Source organism: Sphingomonas sp. PP-CC-1A-547, assembly GCF_003610375.1.
Lineage (GTDB): Bacteria > Pseudomonadota > Alphaproteobacteria > Sphingomonadales > Sphingomonadaceae > Sphingomonas.
In genome coordinates this window covers 41114-60478 of sequence record NZ_RAPZ01000012.1, presented here as the reverse complement: position 1 = coordinate 60478, position 19365 = coordinate 41114, and the positions used below count along the sequence as shown (strand labels likewise).

Below are 19365 nucleotides of genomic sequence, written 5' to 3'. Positions count from 1 at the left end.
GTTACATCGCCTCCAGCTTGAACGGGCTGGCGGACGGTCCGCCAAGTTGCCCCTGCGTCGCCCCTTCAGCCCGCGCGATATAGCCACGCGACTTGTCGACCTCGTTCGACAGCGCGCCGACGGTGACCTTCATCGAATCGAGCGCCTTCAGCTTGAACACGTCGATCGCGTCCATCGTGTCGTAGATATTCTGAAACGCGCGCTGCAGCGTCTCCAGCGGGATCGTCGCCGACGCCGCCTGCTCATGGATCTGCGCGGTCTGCGATTTGAGCAGCTTGCCGGTCGAATCGATGATGTTCGCGGTGGTCGTGTTGAGCGCGGTGATCTGCTCCAGCACCAGCTTCTGGTTGGTCAGCGCCTGCGCCACCGTCACCGCGGTGCGCAGCGCGGACACGGTCGTGGTCGAGGCGCGATCTACGCCCTTCACCAGCTCGACATTGTTCTTCTTGACCAGGTCGAGCGCGAGATAGCCCTGCACGGTGACCGCCATCTGCGTCAGCAGGTCCTGCGTGCGCTGGCGCGTGTAGAACAGCGCGGTCTCGCGGATCGCCTTCGCCTTGGCGGGATCGCTGTGGTCGAGGTCGTTGGCGACGTCCTCCAGCTTGGCGTCCATCGTCTTCGACAGATGGATCATCTGCTCAAGCCGCCCCATCGCCGCCCACAGGTTCGCGCGCTCGGTATCGATCGCGGCATTGTCCATCAGCAACTCGTCCTTGCCCGAACCGAGGCTCTTCAGGATCTGCGCGATGTGCGTCTGCGACGACTTATAGCCGTCGAAATAATTGCGCATCTTGCCACCGAACGGGATGATCCCGAACAGCTTCTGCGGCGCGGTGAGGTTGCCCTTCTTGCCGGGATCGAGATCCTCGACGACCCGGCGCAGCTCGGCCAGGTCCTTGCCGACGCCGGTCTCCTGATCCATCGCCTTGACCGGGCGATCGAGGAAGCGGTTCGACTGGCCGGCGGCGTCGCGGATTTCCTTCGCGCCCATCGCAGTGATCGCGTCGACGCGCTTGCCGAATTCGGGCGAATTGACGTCCTGCGCGACGAGATCGGTGACGAAGCCCGACACGCGCTCCTCCAGCTGCGATTTCACGCCGGCATCGACGGGCACGAGGCCGGATGCCTTCGCGGCCGCGACCGTGGGCACCGGATCGGGCGGGGTCAGCACCAGGCCCGGCTCTTCCGTCAGCGTGTTCGGGGTCGTCGCCATGCTCGTGTCTCCGTTCGGTGGGGCATCGTGGCTGCAACCCGCCCCGCGTTCAAGTGGCGTATATAGATAATACACTCAGGCTTGCCAACAGTTCTCCTTGAAACCGGGCGGCCGCGTGGACAGCTTGTCGGTGACATCACAGGAGTTCCAGCATGCGCGCCATCGGCTATACCAAGTCGCTCCCGATCGACGATCCGCAGTCGCTCGTCGAATTCGATCTCCCCAAGCCCGAGGCGACCGGCCGCGACCTGCTGGTCGAAGTGAAGGCGGTGTCGGTCAACCCGGTCGACACCAAGATCCGCCAGCGTCGCGAAGATCCCGACGGCAAGCCGCAGGTGCTCGGCTGGGACGCATCGGGCGTCGTCGTCGCGATCGGTCCGGACGTGACCGGGTTCAAAATCGGCGATGACGTGTTCTACGCAGGCGCGATCGACCGGCCGGGTACCAATTCGGAGTATCACCTCGTCGACGAGCGTATCGTCGGCCACAAGCCGACGTCGCTCGACTGGGCGCAGGCGGCGGCGCTGCCGCTGACCTCGGTCACCGCGTGGGAGACGCTGTTCGACCGGCTCGATGTGCGCAAACCCGTTCCCGGTGCGGCGAACGCGATTCTGATCATCGGCGGGGCAGGCGGGGTCGGCTCGATCACGATCCAGCTCGCGCGGCAGCTCACCGACCTGACCGTGATCGCCACCGCCTCGCGCGACGAGACGCGTGGCTGGGTCGAGGAGCTCGGCGCGCATCATGTGATCGACCACCGTAAGCCGCTCGCCGCGCAGGTCGAGGCGCTCGGGCTGGGAACGCCGGGGTTCGTGTTCTCCACGACGCATACCGACGAACACATCGCCGAGATCGGCGAGCTGCTGGCGCCGCAGGGCCGGCTGGCGCTGATCGACGATCCGAAGACGCTCGACATCGTCCCGCTCAAGCAGAAGTCGATCTCGGTGCACTGGGAGCTGATGTACACGCGCTCGCTGTTCCAGACCGCGGACATGGGCGAGCAGGGGGTGTTGCTCGACGAGGTCGCGCGGCTGGTGGATGCGGGGACGATCCGGACGACGCTCGCGGAGAATTTCGGGCGGATCGACGCGGCGAATTTGCGGAAGGCGCATGAGCGGATCGAGAGCCATACGGCCAAGGGGAAAATCGTGCTGGAGGGGTTCTGAGCCTTCCGACTTTCCAGAGCGTTCCGTTAACCTAGGCCACCCCCCCGGCGAAGGCCGGGGCCCAGTTGGGGGACGTTGCTAACGGATGGCGGCACCTCGTTATTGCCACCTTTTCAACTGGGCCCCGGCCTCCGCCGGGGTGGGTAGAATAGAAGGTGGAGCGTTGCAGGTCGCCGCCACCTAACGATCCTCCCCCGCAAGGGGGAGGTGGCAGGCGTAGCCTGACGGAGGGGGCGGCAAGCGACCACGCCGGATTCGTGTCCTCCCCCTCCGTCCCCTTCGGCGACACCTCCCCCTGGCGGGGGAGGATTGCAATATCCGCTCTGGCGCCCCGGCAAACACGCGATACGCTGCTCACCATGCTCCGCCCGCTGATCCTCGCGCTCGCCCTCCTCCCCGCGGCAGCGACGAATCGTCCCCCACCAGCCGACCCACTCACCGCAACGATCCACACCGAAGACGCCGACCGCTTCGCCGCGCTCTTCGCCAAGACCAAGGGCAAACCCACCGCCGCGCAACTCAAACGCGAGTATCTCGACAAGGGCAGTTTCGGGATTGGCGTCTTCACCCCCGGCCGGATCGTCGACGCGGATACGCTAGCGCGCGCCATCGCCACCAACCCCACCCGCTACGCGCAGGCGATCAAGACCTGCCTCCCCGCCGCCAAGGCCGCCACCGCCGATCTCCGCGCGATCTATCTCGGTCTCCACGGCGCACTCCCCGACGTGAAGCTCCCACAAGTCTATATAGTCTTCGGCGCGAACACGTCCGGCGGCACCGCCAAGCCCGGCGCACAGGTGCTCGGGCTCGAAGTGCTGTGCCGCCTGTCGCCGACGCCCGAGAAACTCCGCCAGACGCTCCGCCATTTCTTCGCCCACGAGACGGTGCATTCGTTCCAGCAGGACGCCGGCATGACGCTCGCCCGCGACCCCCTGCTCACCGCGATCCTGGTCGAAGGCGCGGCGGACTTCATCGCGCAACTCGTCACCGGCGAGGAGCCCGACGCCGCCCGCGCCGCCTGGGCCACCCCGCGCGAGGCCGAACTCTGGCACCAGATGCAGGCTGACATCGCGCTCACCCGCCGCCTCACCGACAAGGACGACCCCGAGGAAGGCTCGCCCGAAGCCAAGGCCTATGCGCGCTGGATCGGCAACTACTCCACGCCGCCCGCCGGCTGGCCACCCGAACTCGGCTATTGGATGGGCCTGCGGATCTGGCAGCGCTACTACGCCGCCGCGCCCGACAAGCACGCCGCGCTGAGGGCAATGCTGGCGGTCCGCGATCCTCGTGCTATTCTCGCCGCCGGAACATACAAGCTCCGCGGAGGTTCCCTCTAAAGGCGACGAAATCCCGCTGCATCTTCCCGCGGCGCAACAATTACGCTATGGCGCGCGCCAACCCCGTTCCTCGTTTCAAGAGAATACATTCATGAGCCTCCGCAACGTGGCGATCATTGCGCACGTCGATCACGGCAAGACGACGCTGGTCGACCAGCTCTTCCGCCAGTCCGGCACCTTCCGCGACAACCAGCGCGTCGAAGAGCGCGCAATGGATTCGAACGACCTCGAAAAAGAGCGTGGCATCACCATTCTCGCCAAGCCGACCTCGGTCGACTGGACCCCTCCCGGCGAGTCCGAGAGCATCCGCATCAACATCGTCGACACGCCCGGCCACGCCGATTTCGGCGGCGAAGTCGAGCGCATCCTGTCGATGGTCGACGGCGTCGTCCTGCTGGTCGATTCGTCGGAAGGCGCGATGCCGCAGACCAAGTTCGTCACCGGCAAGGCGCTCGCGCTTGGCCTGAAGCCGATCGTCGTCGTCAACAAGGTCGATCGCAACGACGCGCGCATCCAGGAAGTGCTCGACGAAGTGTTCGACCTGTTCGTGTCGCTCGATGCGAACGACGACCAGCTCGACTTCCCCGTGCTCTACGCATCGGGCCGCAACGGCTATGCCTCGACCGACATGGACGCGCGCGAAGGCACGCTGATCCCGATGTTCGAGACGATCGTGAAGCACGTGCCGCCGCCCGCCGTGGAAGTCGCCGGCGTGCCGTTCACCTTCCTCGTCACGCTGCTCGACCGCGATCCGTTCCTCGGTCGCGTCCTCACGGGCCGCGTCAATTCGGGTACCGTGAAGACCAACCAGGCGATCCACGCGCTCGATAACGACGGCAAGATCATCGAGACCGGCCGTGCGTCGAAGATCATGTCGTTCCGTGGTCTCGAGCGGGTTCCCGTCGACGAAGCCAAGGCCGGCGACATCATCTCGCTGGCAGGTCTCTCGGTCGCCACGGTTGCCGACACGATCGCCGACATCACGGTGACCGAGCCGCTGCACGCGCAGCCGATCGATCCCCCCACGCTGTCGATGCGTTTTGCCGTGAACGATTCGCCGATGGCGGGCCGCGAGGGCAGCAAGGTGACGTCGCGCATGATCCGCGAGCGCCTGTTCCGCGAAGCCGAGTCGAACGTCGCCGTTAAGGTGACCGAGGCGGCCGACAAGGACAGCTTCGAAGTCGCCGGTCGCGGCGAGCTTCAGCTGGGCGTGCTGATCGAGACGATGCGCCGTGAGGGCTTCGAGCTGGGCATCTCGCGTCCGCGCGTGCTGTTCGGCGAGGACGAGAACGGCAAGAAGACCGAGCCGTACGAGACCGTCATCATCGACGTCGACGAGGAGCATTCGGGTACCGTCGTCGAGAAGATGAACACGCGTAAGGCCGAGCTGACCGACATGCGTCCGTCGACCGGCGGCAAGACCCGCATCACCTTCTCGGCGCCGTCGCGCGGGATGATCGGCTATCATGGCGAATTCCTGTCCGACACGCGCGGCACGGGGATCATGAACCGGCTGTTCGAGAAGTACGGTCCGCACAAGGGCGCGATCGAAGGCCGTAAGAACGGCGTGCTGATCTCGAACGGTTCGGGCGAAGCGAACAACTACGCACTGGGTCCGCTCGAAGAGCGCGGCATCTTGTTCGTGGGCCACGGCGAGGCACTCTATGAGGGCATGATCGTCGGCGAGAACGCCAAGCCGGACGACCTCGAGGTCAACCCGATGAAGACCAAGGCGCTGACCAACTTCCGCGCGAGCGGCGGCAAGGACGACCAAGTCCGCCTGTCCCCGCCGAAGCGCGCGACGCTGGAGCAGGCGATCGCGTACATCGACGACGACGAGATGGTCGAAGTCACGCCAAAGTCGATCCGCCTGCGCAAGCGCTTCCTGGATGCGAACGAGCGCAAGCGCGCTAGCCGCGCTAAGCAGAGCGCCTGAGGCCAGCAAAGGCGAAGCCGGCTAAGCCTCAGGCGCTCGGCCGGCCTCGCTCAAGCGAGGTCCGACGACGCGGCTTTGCCGTGTCGCGCTGGCTAGGAAATGAAGAAGGGCCGGGGGGAAACCTCCGGCCTTTTTCTTTGTGCGAGAAAGCCCGGGGGCGGGATTCACGCTGACGGCAACGCGAGCGTTAAGGACTCAAAACGGTACACCTCCCCGGCGAAGGCCGGGGCCCAGGTGGAAAGGTCGCAGTAACGCGGCGCTGACCTTCGTTAGCGACGTCCCCCAACTAGACCCCGGCCTTCGCCGGGGTGGTGGCTATTTTCAGGATATGAAGGCGTTCCCAAATTCCTCTCCCGCGGGGAGAGGAAGAGACGCCAAAGGCGGCGAAAGGTGAGGGCACGTAGCGCTACCGCCCACTACCGCCCCACCCTCAAGCAGCAGTAATCCGCCCACCTCGCGCCAACATCTCCCCACTCGTAACGATAACCCGATCCCCCAGCTTAACCTGCTCGAAGATCAGCTTCGCAAAAGCAGTCGGCACCCCAACGCACCCATGCGTCGCGTACTTGCCATCCATCAGCGCGCTGCCGTGGATCGAAACCCCATCGTTAGTCAGCCGCATCATGTACGGCATCGGCGCCCCGTACAGGTTCGACACATGATGCGCGTCCTTCTGCGTGATCTTGAACACGCCAAGCGGAGTAGGCTTCTCGTCCGCGCCATAGATCACCGCCGCCGTCCCGATCTCGTACCCGCTGCGAAAGATCGACAAGGTCTGTGCCATCAGGTCGACCGTGATCACGATCGGCCCCTCGGGTACGCCCTCGGTATCCCAATAATACGCCCCGTGCCGCAAAGGCTCCGGCACGTTCAGCACCCGCTTCACGACATACGCGTCGACCGGTTCCTCGGCAGCGACGGCAACCGGCTTCGGCGGCACCTTAGCAACCGGCGTAGCAACGGGAGCCTTGGCCACGCGTGCAGCCTCGACCGCCCGCACCTTCACCGGCGACCCGGACAAGGCCAGCCCACCGATCAGCACCGCACTCCCGCCGAGCACGGCAAAGGCGATCGCTCGCGTCGTCATCATCCTGCGCATCGCCGCACACTATCCGATATTCGTAAACAATGCCCAGCAAGCGCACCGCCGCCCGTGTCCCTGCACGGGACCACATCCGCCAGCTATACCGTGGGTTAACAGCCCGTTCCGACACAGTTCAGACCGAATCGCCTAAATCCTGAAACACGGTCGGACACTTATGCGTTTGTCCCAAGCGGACCGGGCGTAACTAGTAACGGAGTTCGGAAGAGATGAACGGATTTTTCAAGAAAGCAGGCCTCGGCGTAGCACTCGCCGCAACGGCTCTGACGGCAGTAGCTCCAGCCGACGCGCAGCGTTGGGGACGCGGCGGTTATGGGCGCGGCTACGGCGGCGGCTGGCACGGCCATCGTGGCGGTGGCAATGCAGCCGGCGCAGCGGTACTCGGTGGCATCCTCGGCCTCGGCGTGGGCGCGGCGATCGCCAGCAGCAACAACCGCAACCGCTACTACGACCGCGGTTACTACAATGGCGGCTATTACGCGCAGCCACCGGTGGCGTATTACAGCCCGCCGGTCCGCACCTACTACCGCGAGGATTACCGCCCGCGGTGCTGGAACGAGTGGCGCGTCGATCCCTATTACGGTGACCGGGTATCGGTGCAGGTCTGCAGCTGATCCGATAATGAGGTCGCGGAGAGGCGTCGGGAGCAATGCCGGCGCCTCTTTCGCGTCCAGTGCCTTTTTTCTGGCGCGCGCCCGGTGCTTGCCGCTAGACGCGCGACCATGACCGATACGCCCAACACCCCCGAGACCGAAGCCGCCGCCACCCCGGCCGCAACCGGCGACACGCCCCCCGCCACCGGCGACACGCCGCCTGATCGCCTGTCGATCAATCAGCGCAGCCCGTTCTTCCAGCAGGACCTGCTCGAACGCGGCATCGGCATCCGCTTCAAGGACAAGGTCCGCCACGACGTCGAGGAATATTGCATCTCGGAAGGCTGGATCCGAGTCGCGCTCGGCAAGAAGGTCGACCGCAACGGCAACGCTCTGACACTGAAGCTGGTCGGGCCGGTCGAGGCTTGGTTCGAGCGGCCGGCAGCCGGCGCGGACACCGACGAGGGCTGATCGTAATCTTCCCCCCTCCCTGAAAGGGAGGGGCCGGGGGTGGGTAGGCTGCTTGGGATCCACCCGAGCCCGCCAACAGGCCGACCCACCCCCAACCCCTCCCTTCCAGGGAGGGGCGTAAGGAGAGGGCTAAGCCTCCACGCCCTCCAGTGCCTCGCTAGCCTCGAGCCACTTCGCTTCGCTAGCCTCGAGCTTCGCATGCACTTCCGCGCGACGCTTGCTCAGATCCCCCATCGACATCCGCGAGAACCGCGGCTCCGCGTTCGCCGGATCGACCATCGCGCGGTCCAGAGCATTCCGCTCCTTGGTGAACTTCGCGGTCTGCTCCTCGATCTCGCGCAAAGCCTTCCGCAACGCCGCGTCGTTGCTCTTCGCCTCGGCCGCAGCCTTCTTCCCCGCCTTCTTGTCCGCCTTCGACGCAGCGTCGCCCTTGCCGCCATCGCCCTTCAGGACGAACGCGATGTAGTCGTCGAGGCTGCCATCGAATTCCTTCGCCGTCCCGTCGTCGACCAGCACCAGCCGGTCCGCGGTCAGTTCCAGCATATGCCGGTCATGGCTGACCAGCACCACCGCGCCGGTATAGGCGTTGAGCGCCTGGACCAGAGCCTCGCGCGCATCGACGTCCAGATGGTTGGTAGGCTCATCGAGGATCAGCAGATGCGGCGCATCGCGCGTGATCAGCGCCAGCGCCAGACGAGCGCGCTCACCACCCGACAGCTTGCCGACCCGAGTCGTCGCCTTGTCGCCCGAGAAGCCGAACCGCCCCAATTGCGCGCGCACCGCGGCCGGCGTCGCGCCCTTCATCAGATGCGACATATGCTCGATCGGCGAGTCGGTCGGATCGAGTTCCTCGACCTGATACTGGGTGAAATACCCCACCTTCATCTTGCCCGACGACGACATCTCGCCGTCCATCGGCGTCAGCTGCGCCGCCAGCAGCCGCGCGAGCGTGGTCTTGCCGTTGCCGTTGCGCCCGAGCAGCGCGACCCGGTCATCGGGATCGAGCCGCATGTTGAGCCGCTTCAGGATCGGCACATCGGCATAGCCCACCGTCGCCATGTCGAGCGTGATCAACGGCGGCCGCAGTTCGGTCGGGTTGGGGAAGCCGAACGACAGCGTCGGATCGTTGTAGCTCTCGGCGATCGGCTGCATCTTCGACAGCATCTTCTGCCGCGACTGCGCCTGCTTGGCCGTAGAAGCGCGAGCCGAATTCTTGGCGATATATTCCTGCAGCTTCTCGCGCTGCACCGCCTGGTTGGCGCGCGCCGCTTCGATCTGCGCGAGCCGCTCGGCACGCTGCCGCTCGAACGCGTCATAGCCGCCCGGATACAGCGTGATCTTGCCGCCCTGCAGATGCAGGATGTGATCGACCACGTTATTGAGAAAATCGCGCTCGTGGCTGACCACCACGATCGTCGCCTTGTAGCCCTTGAGGAAGTCCTCGAGCCACATCACCGCCTCGAGATCGAGATGGTTCGAAGGCTCGTCGAGCAGCAGCAGGTCCGGCTGCGAGAACAGCAAAGCGGCGAGCGCGACGCGCATCTTCCAGCCGCCCGAGAAGCTGTCGAGCGTGCGCGCCTGCATGTCCTCGTCGAACCCGAGGCCGAGCAGGATCTGCGCGGCGCGCGCGGGCGCGGTGTAGGCGTCGATCGCGATCAGCCGCTCATACACGTCGCCCAGCCGGTCGGGATCCTCGCTCGTCTCGCTTTCGATCATCAGCGCGGCGCGTTCCAGATCGGCTTCGAGTACGGTCTCGAACGGAGTTTTCACGCCGTGCGGCGCTTCCTGCGCGAGATACCCGATCCGCGCGCCCTTGGGCATGTCGGCCGACCCGTCGTCGGGCTCGAGCTGCCCTGCGATCACGCGCACCATCGTCGACTTGCCCGCGCCATTGCGCCCGATCAGCCCGACGCGCGAGCCCGGCGGCAACGCGGCCGTGGCGCCATCGAGGATAACGCGTCCGCCCAGGCGCACCGTGATATTGTTCAGGTTCAGCATGCGCGTCCCGTTAGCAGATGCAGCATGGTTTTGCGAGGGTTGGGGTTTGGGCGTTCCGGGAGCTGAAGCCTTCGATCGAGCGGGGCTAGTTCCCCCGCGAAGGCGGGGGCCCAGGATCACAAACGCCACCGCCCGAGACCCTTGATCCCCGCCTCCGCGGGGGAATAAGAAGAGGCAGTTCGCGCAATGTACTACCACCCCGGCGAAGGCCGGGGCCCAATTGGGGAACGTCGGTAACGATGGACGGTGCTCCGTTACGACCACCTTTCCAATTGGGCCCCGGCCTCCGCCGGGGTGGTGCAACGTCGAGGCTAGGTCTCGTCCGAGACGACCGCGTCCGAACTCGCGCCGCCGCCAAGTAACGCTGCGCTCCCACCAACGTGAACCCGCACCCCCGAAACCAACCGCGTCTGCACAACCGCCGCACCCGCCATCGTCGAGCCAGAGCGCGGTACCCCCCGGTGCACCGTCACCCCATGCAGCGCATCGGCCGGCTCCGCATCCGAGTCCGCAACGTCGTCCCGATTACCATAATGCACCGAAACCCCAGCAACCTGCGCCGCAACCGCCGCCACGCCACCACCGCTCGCGAAACCACCACCCCGAACCCCAGGCTCGACCCCAGCATAAGCCTGCCGAAACGTCAGAGCCCGCTCCAACGCCCCCTGCCAACGATAGAACACATGCGCCCCAACGGTCGTAATCCGCGCCAGGCTCGACGCCCACCAAGGCAGGATGCTCGTCGTGTGAAACGACGTCGCCGCCCCAACCGGCGCGTACACGCTCCCACCCAGCGCCGCGCTCGCCACCGCGCGCGCGCGATCCCAAGCCCCCGGCTCGCGCGCCCGGCTCATCGAGCCGTCGCACGTAAAGCTGAACTGGCACCCGGTCCGCCGCTCGGCCCCCTGGTACACGACTCCGCAAACACTGTTTGGAAAGGCCCGGTCGCGCACCCGGTTCAAGACAACCTGCGCCACCGCCCGCTGCCCATCCTCCGACTGCGACCGCGCCTCGTAATACACCGCCGCAGTCAGGCAGTCGGCTGCACGGCTAGCATCATCAACGGAGTTCGAAGTCAGAAACGGCGGAGCAACGAACGGCGCCGCAGCCGCAAACGGCGCATCAGGCGCGGCCGTCGCGATCTTCGCCGAAATGTCGTCGGGCACATGCAACGCCATCCGGCTCAGCAAGGCGCGCGAGTTCCGCTCCGGCTGCACCCGAGCGATCGTCGCCGGCCGATCCGCCGGCACGCACGACGTCGCCATCACCAAAGCGGGCAGGCTGATCAGCACATGCGGATAAAGGCCGTAACCCGACGTCTTCATCCCCCCGCTCTAGGCCGCGGGGTTTAGGGACTGGTTAATGGCCACGAGAAACGGGGGAAGCGCCCGCTAAGGGAACGCACCCCCGTCATCCCGACGAAAGTCGGGACCTCGATCGGCAAGGACGGACGTGGAAGAGCACGCTCCCGAAAGCTCGCCCCGACCACACCCCCCGCGTCCGTCATCCTGACGAAAGTCGGGATCCAGGGTAACAAGCGTTGCCCTCAATGACTCTGGATCCTGACGTTCGTCAGGATGACGGGGACGCGGCTAGGACGACCGGCTCGAACTCAATGAACGAACCGCGCCACCACATCACGATAAGACCGCGAAACCTTCACGCTCGCACCAGAATTCAACACCAGGAAACACTCGCCATTGGTATGCGGCTTAACCTGCTTCACCAAATCGAGGTTCACGATCGTTGACCGATGCACCCGCTGGAACCGCCGGGGATCGAGCCGCTTCTCCAGATCCTTCATAGTCTCGCGCAAGATCAGCGTATTATCGCCGGTATAGATGCACATGTAATCGCCGGCCGCATCGATCCGCTCGATCGTATCGACATCGACGCGGAAGATCTGCCCGCGATCCTTGATGTTGATGAGCTTCTCGAACCGGTTCGCCGACACGGCGTCCCCATCCGGCATGTCCGCCGCCGCATCCGGCGCAACATCGGCCAGCACTTCGCGCAACCGATCGACTTCCTCGACCCCGCGCTTTTCGGACAGACGCTGCCGAACCCGCTCGATCGTATCGGCCAGCCGCGATTCCTCGACCGGCTTCATCAGGTAATCGACCGCCTGCGCCTCGAACGCGCGCAGAGCATGGTCCGAATAGGCGGTGACGAACACGAACAGCGGCGGCTCGACCTCCATCAGGCCCTGCACGACGGAGAACCCGTCGAACCCCGGCATCTGGATGTCGAGGAAGACCAGGTCGGGCTTGTGCGTCTTGATCGCGCGAATCGCCTCGCGGCCGTTCGAGCATTTTTCGATGATCTCGACGTCTTCATGGGCCTGGAGTCGGAGTTCCAGCCCCTGGATCGCCAGCGGCTCGTCGTCGACGAGAATGGTACGGATGGTCATGCGGCCTCTCTGTTCACGTCTTCAAGCTGATACGGAATCTCGATCTCGACCGAGAAGCCGCCAGCGGGCGTGGAGCGGGTTTCGAAACGGTGGTCGGGCCCATATGCCTGAGCCAACCTGTCTCTAATATTAGCGAGCCCCACGCCTGTGGATTGGCTTGAACCGATCCGGCCCTCGATCAAGCCCGGACCGGTATCGGATACGGCGATCTGCACGCGTTCCCCGGCGAGCCGCACTTCGACGCAGATTTCGGCGCCTTCCTCCTGCGGCGTGACGGCGTATTTGATCGCGTTTTCGACGAGCGGTTGCAGCAGCAGCGACGGCAGTCGTGCCCGTTCGGCACGCGGATCGATGTCGAACTTGGGCCGCATCCGATCCTCGAAGCGCATCTTCTCGATCTCCAGATACAGCTTCAGCTGGTCCACCTCCTGCGCGACGGTGACGTGCGCGGTCGGCTCGTTCGCCAGCGTATAGCGCAGGAACGACGACAGCCGGCTGAGCATCGCGTTCGCCCGCTCGGTCTGCTTGAGCAGCACCAAAGTCGAGATCGAGTTCAACGTGTTGAACAGGAAATGCGGGTTGAGCTGGTACCGCAGCATCGCCAGCTGCGCCGACGACGCCTGGTTCTCGAGATGCTCCATCTGGTCGATCTGCTGCTCGACGATCAGGTAGAAATTGATCCCGAAATACAGCGCCGACCACCCAAACAGCACCGTGAACGTGACGTACACCGACCCCAGCAGCCGCGTGAGAGTCACCCCCGGCGTCGCGGTCGCGATGAACGAGAAGGTGAACGCGTCGAGCACCGCGTACAGGAACGTCGCGGCGGCGAGCGTCGCGATCGTCAGGAAGATGCCGACCAGCCGGTTCATCTGGCGATACTGCCCGTACATCGTCGAGAGCAGCAGCGTGATGCAGTAACCGACGATCGCCTCGACGATCACCGGGATCACCCCGTCGAGCGACAGCCCGTTCGAGATCGACACCACCCCGCGCAGCAGCAGGTACCCGCTCCACCCGACCGCCTGCAGGATCCAGAACGCCCGCGCCTTGTTCTCGAAAAACGGTCGCGCGGTAAAGGGCAGGCGCCGCGTGGAGTTCAAGGCGGACGAGCCGGGGGGCGGGACGGAAGAATTAGCCATTGGCCCACCGTCTTACACGCCGCGCAAGGCACACGCAAAAGCCGAACGGTCTGGCCGAGCGCGAGGCCGCAAAACGAAAAAGACCGCCGCATCCCGAGGGAAGCGGCGGCCAATTCGACCGATCAGGTCGGACGCGCTTTAGAACGTGAAGCGCGCACCGATACGGATCGAGTAGAGCGACTGGTTCACGTACACCTGGTCAGGCTGCGGCGTGAAGTTCGCGCTGCCGCCGACTGGCGAGTAGCGATACTGTGCGCAAGCCTGTCCGGCATTGGTCGCCACGGCGCCATAGGTGCCACCGGCAGGATTGGCCGCACCTGGCGCGATACCGGTCGGCACCGCGGTCTGCAGGCACTGCACGCGGACAACCGGCGTGTTGTACGGGAAGACGTACTCGCGCTGCTGGCCCCAGTTCTTGTTGAGGAAGTTCGTGAAGTTCTCGATGTCCGCGAACAGCGTGACGCGCGAGCCGCCGACGAAGGTCGGAATTTCCTGCGCGACATGAAGGTCGAGACGCGTGAACCACTTCGAGTTGAAGCCGTTGCGCGGCGCAGTCTTGCCACGATACTTGCCGAGACCCGACGAGTCGATGAACGCGTTGACCGCATCGCGGACTGCGGCGCTGCTGTACGAAACCTTCGCATCGTCCAGTGTCGGCACGTACATCAGGTAACGGTTGCCGCCTGTGGTCGAGTTCGAGCTGACGCCCGTGGTACCGAATACCGACGCGCGGCCGCTGCCGTTGTTGCCGAAATCCTGGAACGTGTAACTGAACGGATGACCGATCCGCGATTCGCCGAACAGCGCGAACGTGGTCTTGTAGTCCCCGAAGAAGGCGTGGTCGTAGTTCACGCCGTACTTGAAGAAGTACTTAACCTGGTCGTTCGAGATGCCATAGGCAACGTTGTTGGGATCGACGAACGCACCGTTCGAATAGTTCGAACCCGCGGTCGACGACGTGGCCGGCGCTGCGTCCTTGACGTCCTGGTACGTGAAGCTGCCATTGATGCTCAGCCCCGAATCCCATGCCTTGTCGAGACGCGCGACCGCGATGTAGGCGCGGCCCTTGTTCGTGTTGGTCAGTAGGATGTCGGTGTTGGTGTTGGTGCTCGTCGCACCGCCATCGATCAGGTTCTGGTAGCGCTGGCGGCCGTCTGGGGTGAGCGAACCGGCGATCGGCACCGAACGGATGTCGGTGAAATACACCTGGTTGCGAACCTTCGAGTACAGCAGATCGGCACCGAATACCCAGTTGTCGCCGAGCGGGCCGAGGTTTGCACTATACTCGCCCGTCAGCGTGGCGCGCCACTGCGACGGGATCTTGAAGTTCGGGTCGAGCGCATTGACCGTCGAGTTGGCCGGAACCGAACCACCCGTCAGGAACGTGTTGGCCGCGGCTGGAACCGACGTACCGGTAACGCCGGTCAGAAGGGCCGAGGCGGTAGCTGCCTGCGTGGCAGCCGGGGTGCCGGCTGGGAAGCCGTTGAACCCGGTCGCCGTGCGGCTGACGTTGAACGAGTTGGTCAGCACGCCGGTGTTCGAGAAGCTGTTCGACACATAGACGTCGGGGGTGCCGCCGCCGAAGACGCCGCCGCCGCCGCGGATGCTGATACGCTGCGATGGCTTCCAGTCGAAGCCGGCGCGCGGCTGGAACAGGTCGAACCCGGAGATGTTCGCGCTGTTGTTGTTGATGTTGATGCGCTGGCCGTTGACGATCGCACCGTTCGCATAACGGCTGGCGAAGGCAGCGCTGAGCGGCGGATTGTCGTCCATCGCATACAGGTCGTAGCGTGCGCCGAAGCTGACGTTCAGCGTTGGCGTAACCTTCCACGAGTCCATCACGCCGAACGTGTAGCTCTGGTAGCCGAACTGTGCTGCGGCGGCATTGGGATCGAGTGCGGCCAGGCCGTTATTGCCCACGATCGCGTTGCCGTACGCAAACGACCCCGCATTGCGGTTCTGGAGGTCCGCGATCGAGTCGAAATAATAGCTGCCCGCGCTGTTCTGCAGGAACGAGTTGAAGATCGATACGCTCGATACTTCCGTGAAAACGCGAACGTCATGGTCGTTCATGGTCAGGCGCGCCTGGACCAGGCCGCCCCATGTCTCGGTGCGCAGTTCGTTGGTCTGGCGCGAGCTGTCAGGACCGAACGACACGGTGCCGGCGTTGTTCTCGCAGGCGGTCGGCGAGACGGTCAGGCCCGCTGTCGCGGCCGTGCTCGTCGGGTTGGTGCAAACACGGAACTGCGCGAAACCACGGCCGAGCAACGGATCCTGGATACGCGTGTAGTTCTTGTAGAAGCCGCGGACTTCGGTCGAGAAGCTGTCCGACCATTCCGAGTTCAGCTGCGCGACGCCGGTGTGCAGGCGGTTGCCCTGGATATAGGCGTTCGACGCCAGGCCCAGACCGGTCGGTGCGGTCGGGAAGGTGTTCTGCAGCAGGTTGATGGCGTCGTTGGCGTAGGTGTAGGTCAGCGACAGACGCTGCTTGTCGGTGATGTTCGCGTCGATCTTGGCGACGACGCGGTCGTCCTTGTCGCCGAGGTTACGCAGCACGCCGCCGGTGTCGTAATTGTAGACCGACTTCGCGATCGCGCTGATCTGGTCGACCTGCGCCTGGCTGATGCCCAGAATGCTGGTGCCGGCGTTGTTGTCGGTCGGACCCTCGGCGATCGGACGGCCGCCGCGAAGGCGCTCGCCGGCGACCATGAAGAACAGCTTGTCCTTGATGATCGGGCCCGACAGCTCGGCGCCGTAGTTCTCGGTCTTGAAGTTGGGGACGCTGACGCGCAGGTCCTTGGTGCGCTTGCCGACGAACTCGTCGCGCGACTGCGAGTAGAAGCCGGTGCCGTGGAAGTCGTTGGTGCCCGACTTCAGCACGATGTTGATCGCGCCGCCCTGGAAGTTGCCCTGTCGCACGTCATACGGTGCGACCTGTGCCTGGAACTGGCCGATCGCGTCGAGCGGGATCGGCGAACGGCGGCTGGGCAAGCCATCGCTGTTCAGGCCGAAATTGTCGCTGACCGACACGCCGTCGACGGTGAAGCGGTTATAGCGCGCGTTCTGGCCGGCGAACGACACCGAACGGCCGCCCGAGGGGCTGTCGTCGAGGCGGGCGAACGGATCGCGACGCTCGAGATCGCGGATGTCGCGGTTGACCGAAGCGATGTTGGCGATCTGGCGCGCGTTGAGGACGGTCGTCGGCCCCTGCGAGATAGACCGCGCATTGGGCAGGCTGGCGGCGGTCACGACGATCTCGTCGGCGCCACCAGCAGCGTCGGTGGCCAGATCGATCGGCAGATCGAACGCCTGTGCGACGGTGATGTTGACGTCGGTGACCTGCTTGCTGCCATAGCCGGCTGCTGCGACGGCGACGGTGTAGGGGCCGCCGGGACGCAGGCCGTTGACGTTGAACGTGCCCGATGTGTCGGTGGTCGCGGTCGAGCGCGATCCGGTCGAGGGGCTGGTGATCTCGACAGTCGCGCCGTTAACCGGCGCGCCATTCGCGGTCACAGTGCCGCGGATCGAGGAGGTGGTTTCCTGCGCGGACGCAGTCATCGGGGCGATCAGCGCAATCGCTGCCGCACCCAGGAATAGGTTGTTACGCATTGAAGTTCCCCTTTGAGCTTCTGCTCGAGATCCGCGACTTTTCGTTCGGCCTGCCGCGCCCCTGCACGCCGGATATTTCGGTTCTGTGACATTGGCGAGTCGGGAAGTGTCACAGACACACTCGGTCATGGTGCGTTGCAAAAAAGCAACGGAATCGAACCCTTTCGGGGCAGTTGGAACCAATGCGGAGAGTGTGGTCCGTGCCTCAGCTGGCGGCGACGATCTCCGCCCATTCGGCTTCGGTGATCACGCGGATGCCGAGGTCGGTGGCTTTCTTGAGCTTCGATCCTGCGCCGGGGCCGGCGATGACGAGACCCGTCTTGCTCGACACCGACGCGGCGACGCGGGCGCCGAGCGCTTCCGCCTGCGCCTTCGCCTCGTCGCGGCTCAGCGTTTCGAGGCTGCCGGTGAACACCAAGATCTGGCCCGTCACCGGCGACTCGCGGGTCTCGTGGACGACGTCAGCGGGTTTCACCTCGCGCAACAGGTCGAACACGACCCGGCGATTATGCGGCTCGGCGCAGAAGCCGACGAGTGCGCTCGCCACCTCTGGCCCGATCCCCGCAGTCTCGATCGCGCCGACCAGCAGCTTGTCGCGGCGGAGCACGAATTTCCGCTCGGGTTCGCCGATCACCGGTTCGATCTGGCCGCGCAGGAAGACCGCATGCCGCAGCACGGACCCAAGCGCGCGCGCCGACACGTAGCGTCGCGCAAGGTCGCGCGCGGTAATCTCGCCGACGTGGCGGATGCCGAGCGAGAACAGGAACCGGTCGAGCGGGATCGTCCGCTTGGTCTCGATCGCCGCGATGACCTTGGCCGCCCACACGCGCCCGTCCTTCTTGCGCGCGGCGAGCTGCTCCTCGGTTAGGCGGAAGATGTCGGCGGGCGACTCGATCAGCCCGTCGCGGAAGAACGCCTCGATCAGCGTCTGGCCGAGCCCGCCGATGTCGAACGCGTGGCGCGACGCGAAGTGGATCAGCCGCTCGACACGCTGCGCCGGGCAGATCAGCCCGCCGGTGCAGCGATAGACGACCTCGCCTTCCTCGCGCTCGGCGGCGGACCCGCATTCGGGGCAAACATGCGGGAAGACATACGCCTCGCGCTCGGCGTCGGGGGTCAGGTTCTCGACGATCTGCGGGATCACGTCGCCGGCGCGCTGGACAAGCACGCGGTCGCCGGGCCGCACGCCGAGTCGCTCGATCTCGTCGGCATTGTGCAGCGTCGCGTTGGTCACGACGACGCCGCCGACGGTAACGGGCGAGAGCCGCGCGACCGGGGTCATCGCGCCGGTCCGCCCGACCTGGATGTCGATCTTTTCGAGCAATGTCTGCGCGCGCTCGGCGGGGAATTTGTGCGCGATCGCCCAGCGCGGTGCCTTCGCGACCTGACCCAGCCGCGCCTGCCAATCGAGCCGGTCGACCTTGTAGACCACGCCGTCGATGTCGAACGGCAGGTCGGCGCGCCCGGCTTCGATCTTTCGATATACGTCGAGCGCCGCGGCCGTTCCTTCGACCCGCGCGAACCCGTCGGCGATCGGGAAGCCCCAGCCGCGCAATGTGTCGACGACCTCGGCCTGTGTCTCGCCGGGCACGACGCTTGCCTCGCCCCAACCGTGTGCGAGGAACCGGAGCGTCCGGCTCGCGGTGACGCTTGCATCCTTCTGGCGCAGCGATCCGGCGGCGGCGTTGCGCGGATTGGCGAACTGCCGCGCGTCCTTGCCGCTCTCCTCGGCCTCGGCGAGCAGGCGCGCGTTCAAGGCGGCGAAGTCGTCCTTCGCCATATACACTTCTCCGCGCACCTCGAAAATCGCGGGGATGCCTTCCTCACTATGTTCCCCCGCGAAGGCGGGGGCCCAGTCTGGGCCCCCGCCTTCGCGGGGGAACAAGGTCTGGGGGATGTCGCTTATCGTGCGGACGTTGGCCGTCACGTCCTCGCCGACCTGGCCATCGCCGCGCGTAAGGGCCTGGACCAGCCGCCCATCCTCATACCGCAGCGAACACGACAACCCGTCGATCTTCGGCTCCGCGGTCAGCGCCACCGGCGCGTCGTCCGCCAGCTTCAGGAACCGGCGCACGCGCGCGACGAACTCCTCGACCTCCTCGTCCGCGAACGCATTGTCGAGGCTCATCATCGCCTTGGCATGCGCGACCTTCGCCAGATGCCCGGCCGGTGCCGCACCCACCGTCCGGCTCGGCGAATCGCTCCGCACCGCCGCCGGAAACGCCGCCTCGATCACGGCATTGCGCCGCACCAGCGCATCATACTCGGCATCGCTGATCTCGGGCGCGTCGTCGGTGTGATAGCGCGCGTTATGATACGCGATCTGCGCGGCGAGCGTCTCCAGCTCGGCGGCGGCTTCGGTCTCGGTCGCGGGAAGGTCGGGCATCG

The 19365-nt window shown here is 65.4% G+C and carries 13 protein-coding genes; 5 read left to right on the top strand and 8 right to left on the bottom strand.

The features are described from left to right. Position 1 precedes the first annotated feature (1 nt). Positions 2–1213, bottom strand: a complete 1212-nt coding sequence (locus C8J39_RS11235) for a toxic anion resistance protein (protein ID WP_056066683.1) — start codon at positions 1211–1213, stop codon at positions 2–4. Between the two features lie 152 nt (positions 1214–1365). On the opposite strand from C8J39_RS11235, the gene C8J39_RS11230 reads away from it, so the two are divergent. The 3 genes from C8J39_RS11230 (at position 1366) to typA (ending at position 5652) form a co-directional block, all read left to right on the top strand. After that, entirely contained in the window at positions 1366–2379 is a 1014-nt protein-coding gene (locus C8J39_RS11230; protein ID WP_120300589.1) for a zinc-binding alcohol dehydrogenase family protein, read from the top strand. A gap of 359 nt (positions 2380–2738) precedes the next feature. Further along, positions 2739–3716 carry a hypothetical protein gene (locus C8J39_RS11225; protein ID WP_120300588.1) on the top strand — a complete coding sequence of 326 codons (978 nt, stop codon included), beginning with the start codon at positions 2739–2741 and terminating at the stop codon, positions 3714–3716. A gap of 91 nt (positions 3717–3807) precedes the next feature. After that, positions 3808–5652 carry a translational GTPase TypA gene (typA, locus tag C8J39_RS11220; protein ID WP_056051990.1) on the top strand — a complete coding sequence of 615 codons (1845 nt, stop codon included), beginning with the start codon at positions 3808–3810 and terminating at the stop codon, positions 5650–5652. Between the two features lie 430 nt (positions 5653–6082). Here the strand turns inward: typA and C8J39_RS11215 are convergent, their stop codons facing one another. Continuing rightward, entirely contained in the window at positions 6083–6742 is a 660-nt protein-coding gene (locus tag C8J39_RS11215) for a L,D-transpeptidase family protein (protein ID WP_310793820.1), read from the bottom strand. Between the two features lie 221 nt (positions 6743–6963). Between C8J39_RS11215 and C8J39_RS11210 the strand changes: the two genes are divergently transcribed. Together C8J39_RS11210 and C8J39_RS11205 are read left to right on the top strand one after the other, a co-directional pair. Further along, positions 6964–7368 (top strand): hypothetical protein, encoded by a 405-nt coding sequence (locus C8J39_RS11210; RefSeq protein WP_120300586.1) that lies wholly within the window; start codon positions 6964–6966, stop codon positions 7366–7368. 108 nt (positions 7369–7476) lie between these two features. Continuing rightward, a complete protein-coding gene (locus C8J39_RS11205; protein WP_120300585.1) occupies positions 7477–7818 on the top strand; it encodes a DUF3297 family protein in 342 nt (113 codons plus the stop codon). A gap of 129 nt (positions 7819–7947) precedes the next feature. On the opposite strand, the gene C8J39_RS11200 is transcribed toward C8J39_RS11205, so the two are convergent. The 6 genes from C8J39_RS11200 to ligA all read right to left on the bottom strand — a co-directional run bounded on the left by C8J39_RS11200 (position 7948) and on the right by ligA (position 19363). Beyond that, positions 7948–9816: an ABC-F family ATP-binding cassette domain-containing protein gene (locus C8J39_RS11200; RefSeq protein WP_056051982.1), complete on the bottom strand. Its 1869-nt coding sequence runs from the start codon at positions 9814–9816 to the stop codon at positions 7948–7950. Between the two features lie 311 nt (positions 9817–10127). Then, the gene (locus C8J39_RS11195) at positions 10128–11141 is read right to left on the bottom strand and encodes a cell wall hydrolase (protein ID WP_120300584.1); all 1014 of its coding nucleotides are present in this window, start codon (positions 11139–11141) and stop codon (positions 10128–10130) included. Between the two features lie 287 nt (positions 11142–11428). Continuing rightward, entirely contained in the window at positions 11429–12226 is a 798-nt protein-coding gene (locus tag C8J39_RS11190) for a LytTR family DNA-binding domain-containing protein (RefSeq protein WP_031393111.1), read from the bottom strand. Beyond that, positions 12223–13368 carry a sensor histidine kinase gene (locus C8J39_RS11185; protein ID WP_120300583.1) on the bottom strand — a complete coding sequence of 382 codons (1146 nt, stop codon included), beginning with the start codon at positions 13366–13368 and terminating at the stop codon, positions 12223–12225. Before C8J39_RS11185 ends, C8J39_RS11190 begins: the two co-directional genes overlap by 4 nt. A 138-nt stretch (positions 13369–13506) precedes the next feature. Next, complete coding sequence (locus C8J39_RS11180; protein WP_120300582.1) at positions 13507–16977, bottom strand: TonB-dependent receptor; 3471 nt, start codon at positions 16975–16977, stop codon at positions 13507–13509. A gap of 205 nt (positions 16978–17182) precedes the next feature. Continuing rightward, on the bottom strand, positions 17183–19363 hold the full coding sequence (gene ligA / locus C8J39_RS11175) for an NAD-dependent DNA ligase LigA (RefSeq protein ID WP_120300581.1): 2181 nt from the start codon (positions 19361–19363) through the stop codon (positions 17183–17185). Positions 19364–19365 lie beyond the last annotated feature (2 nt).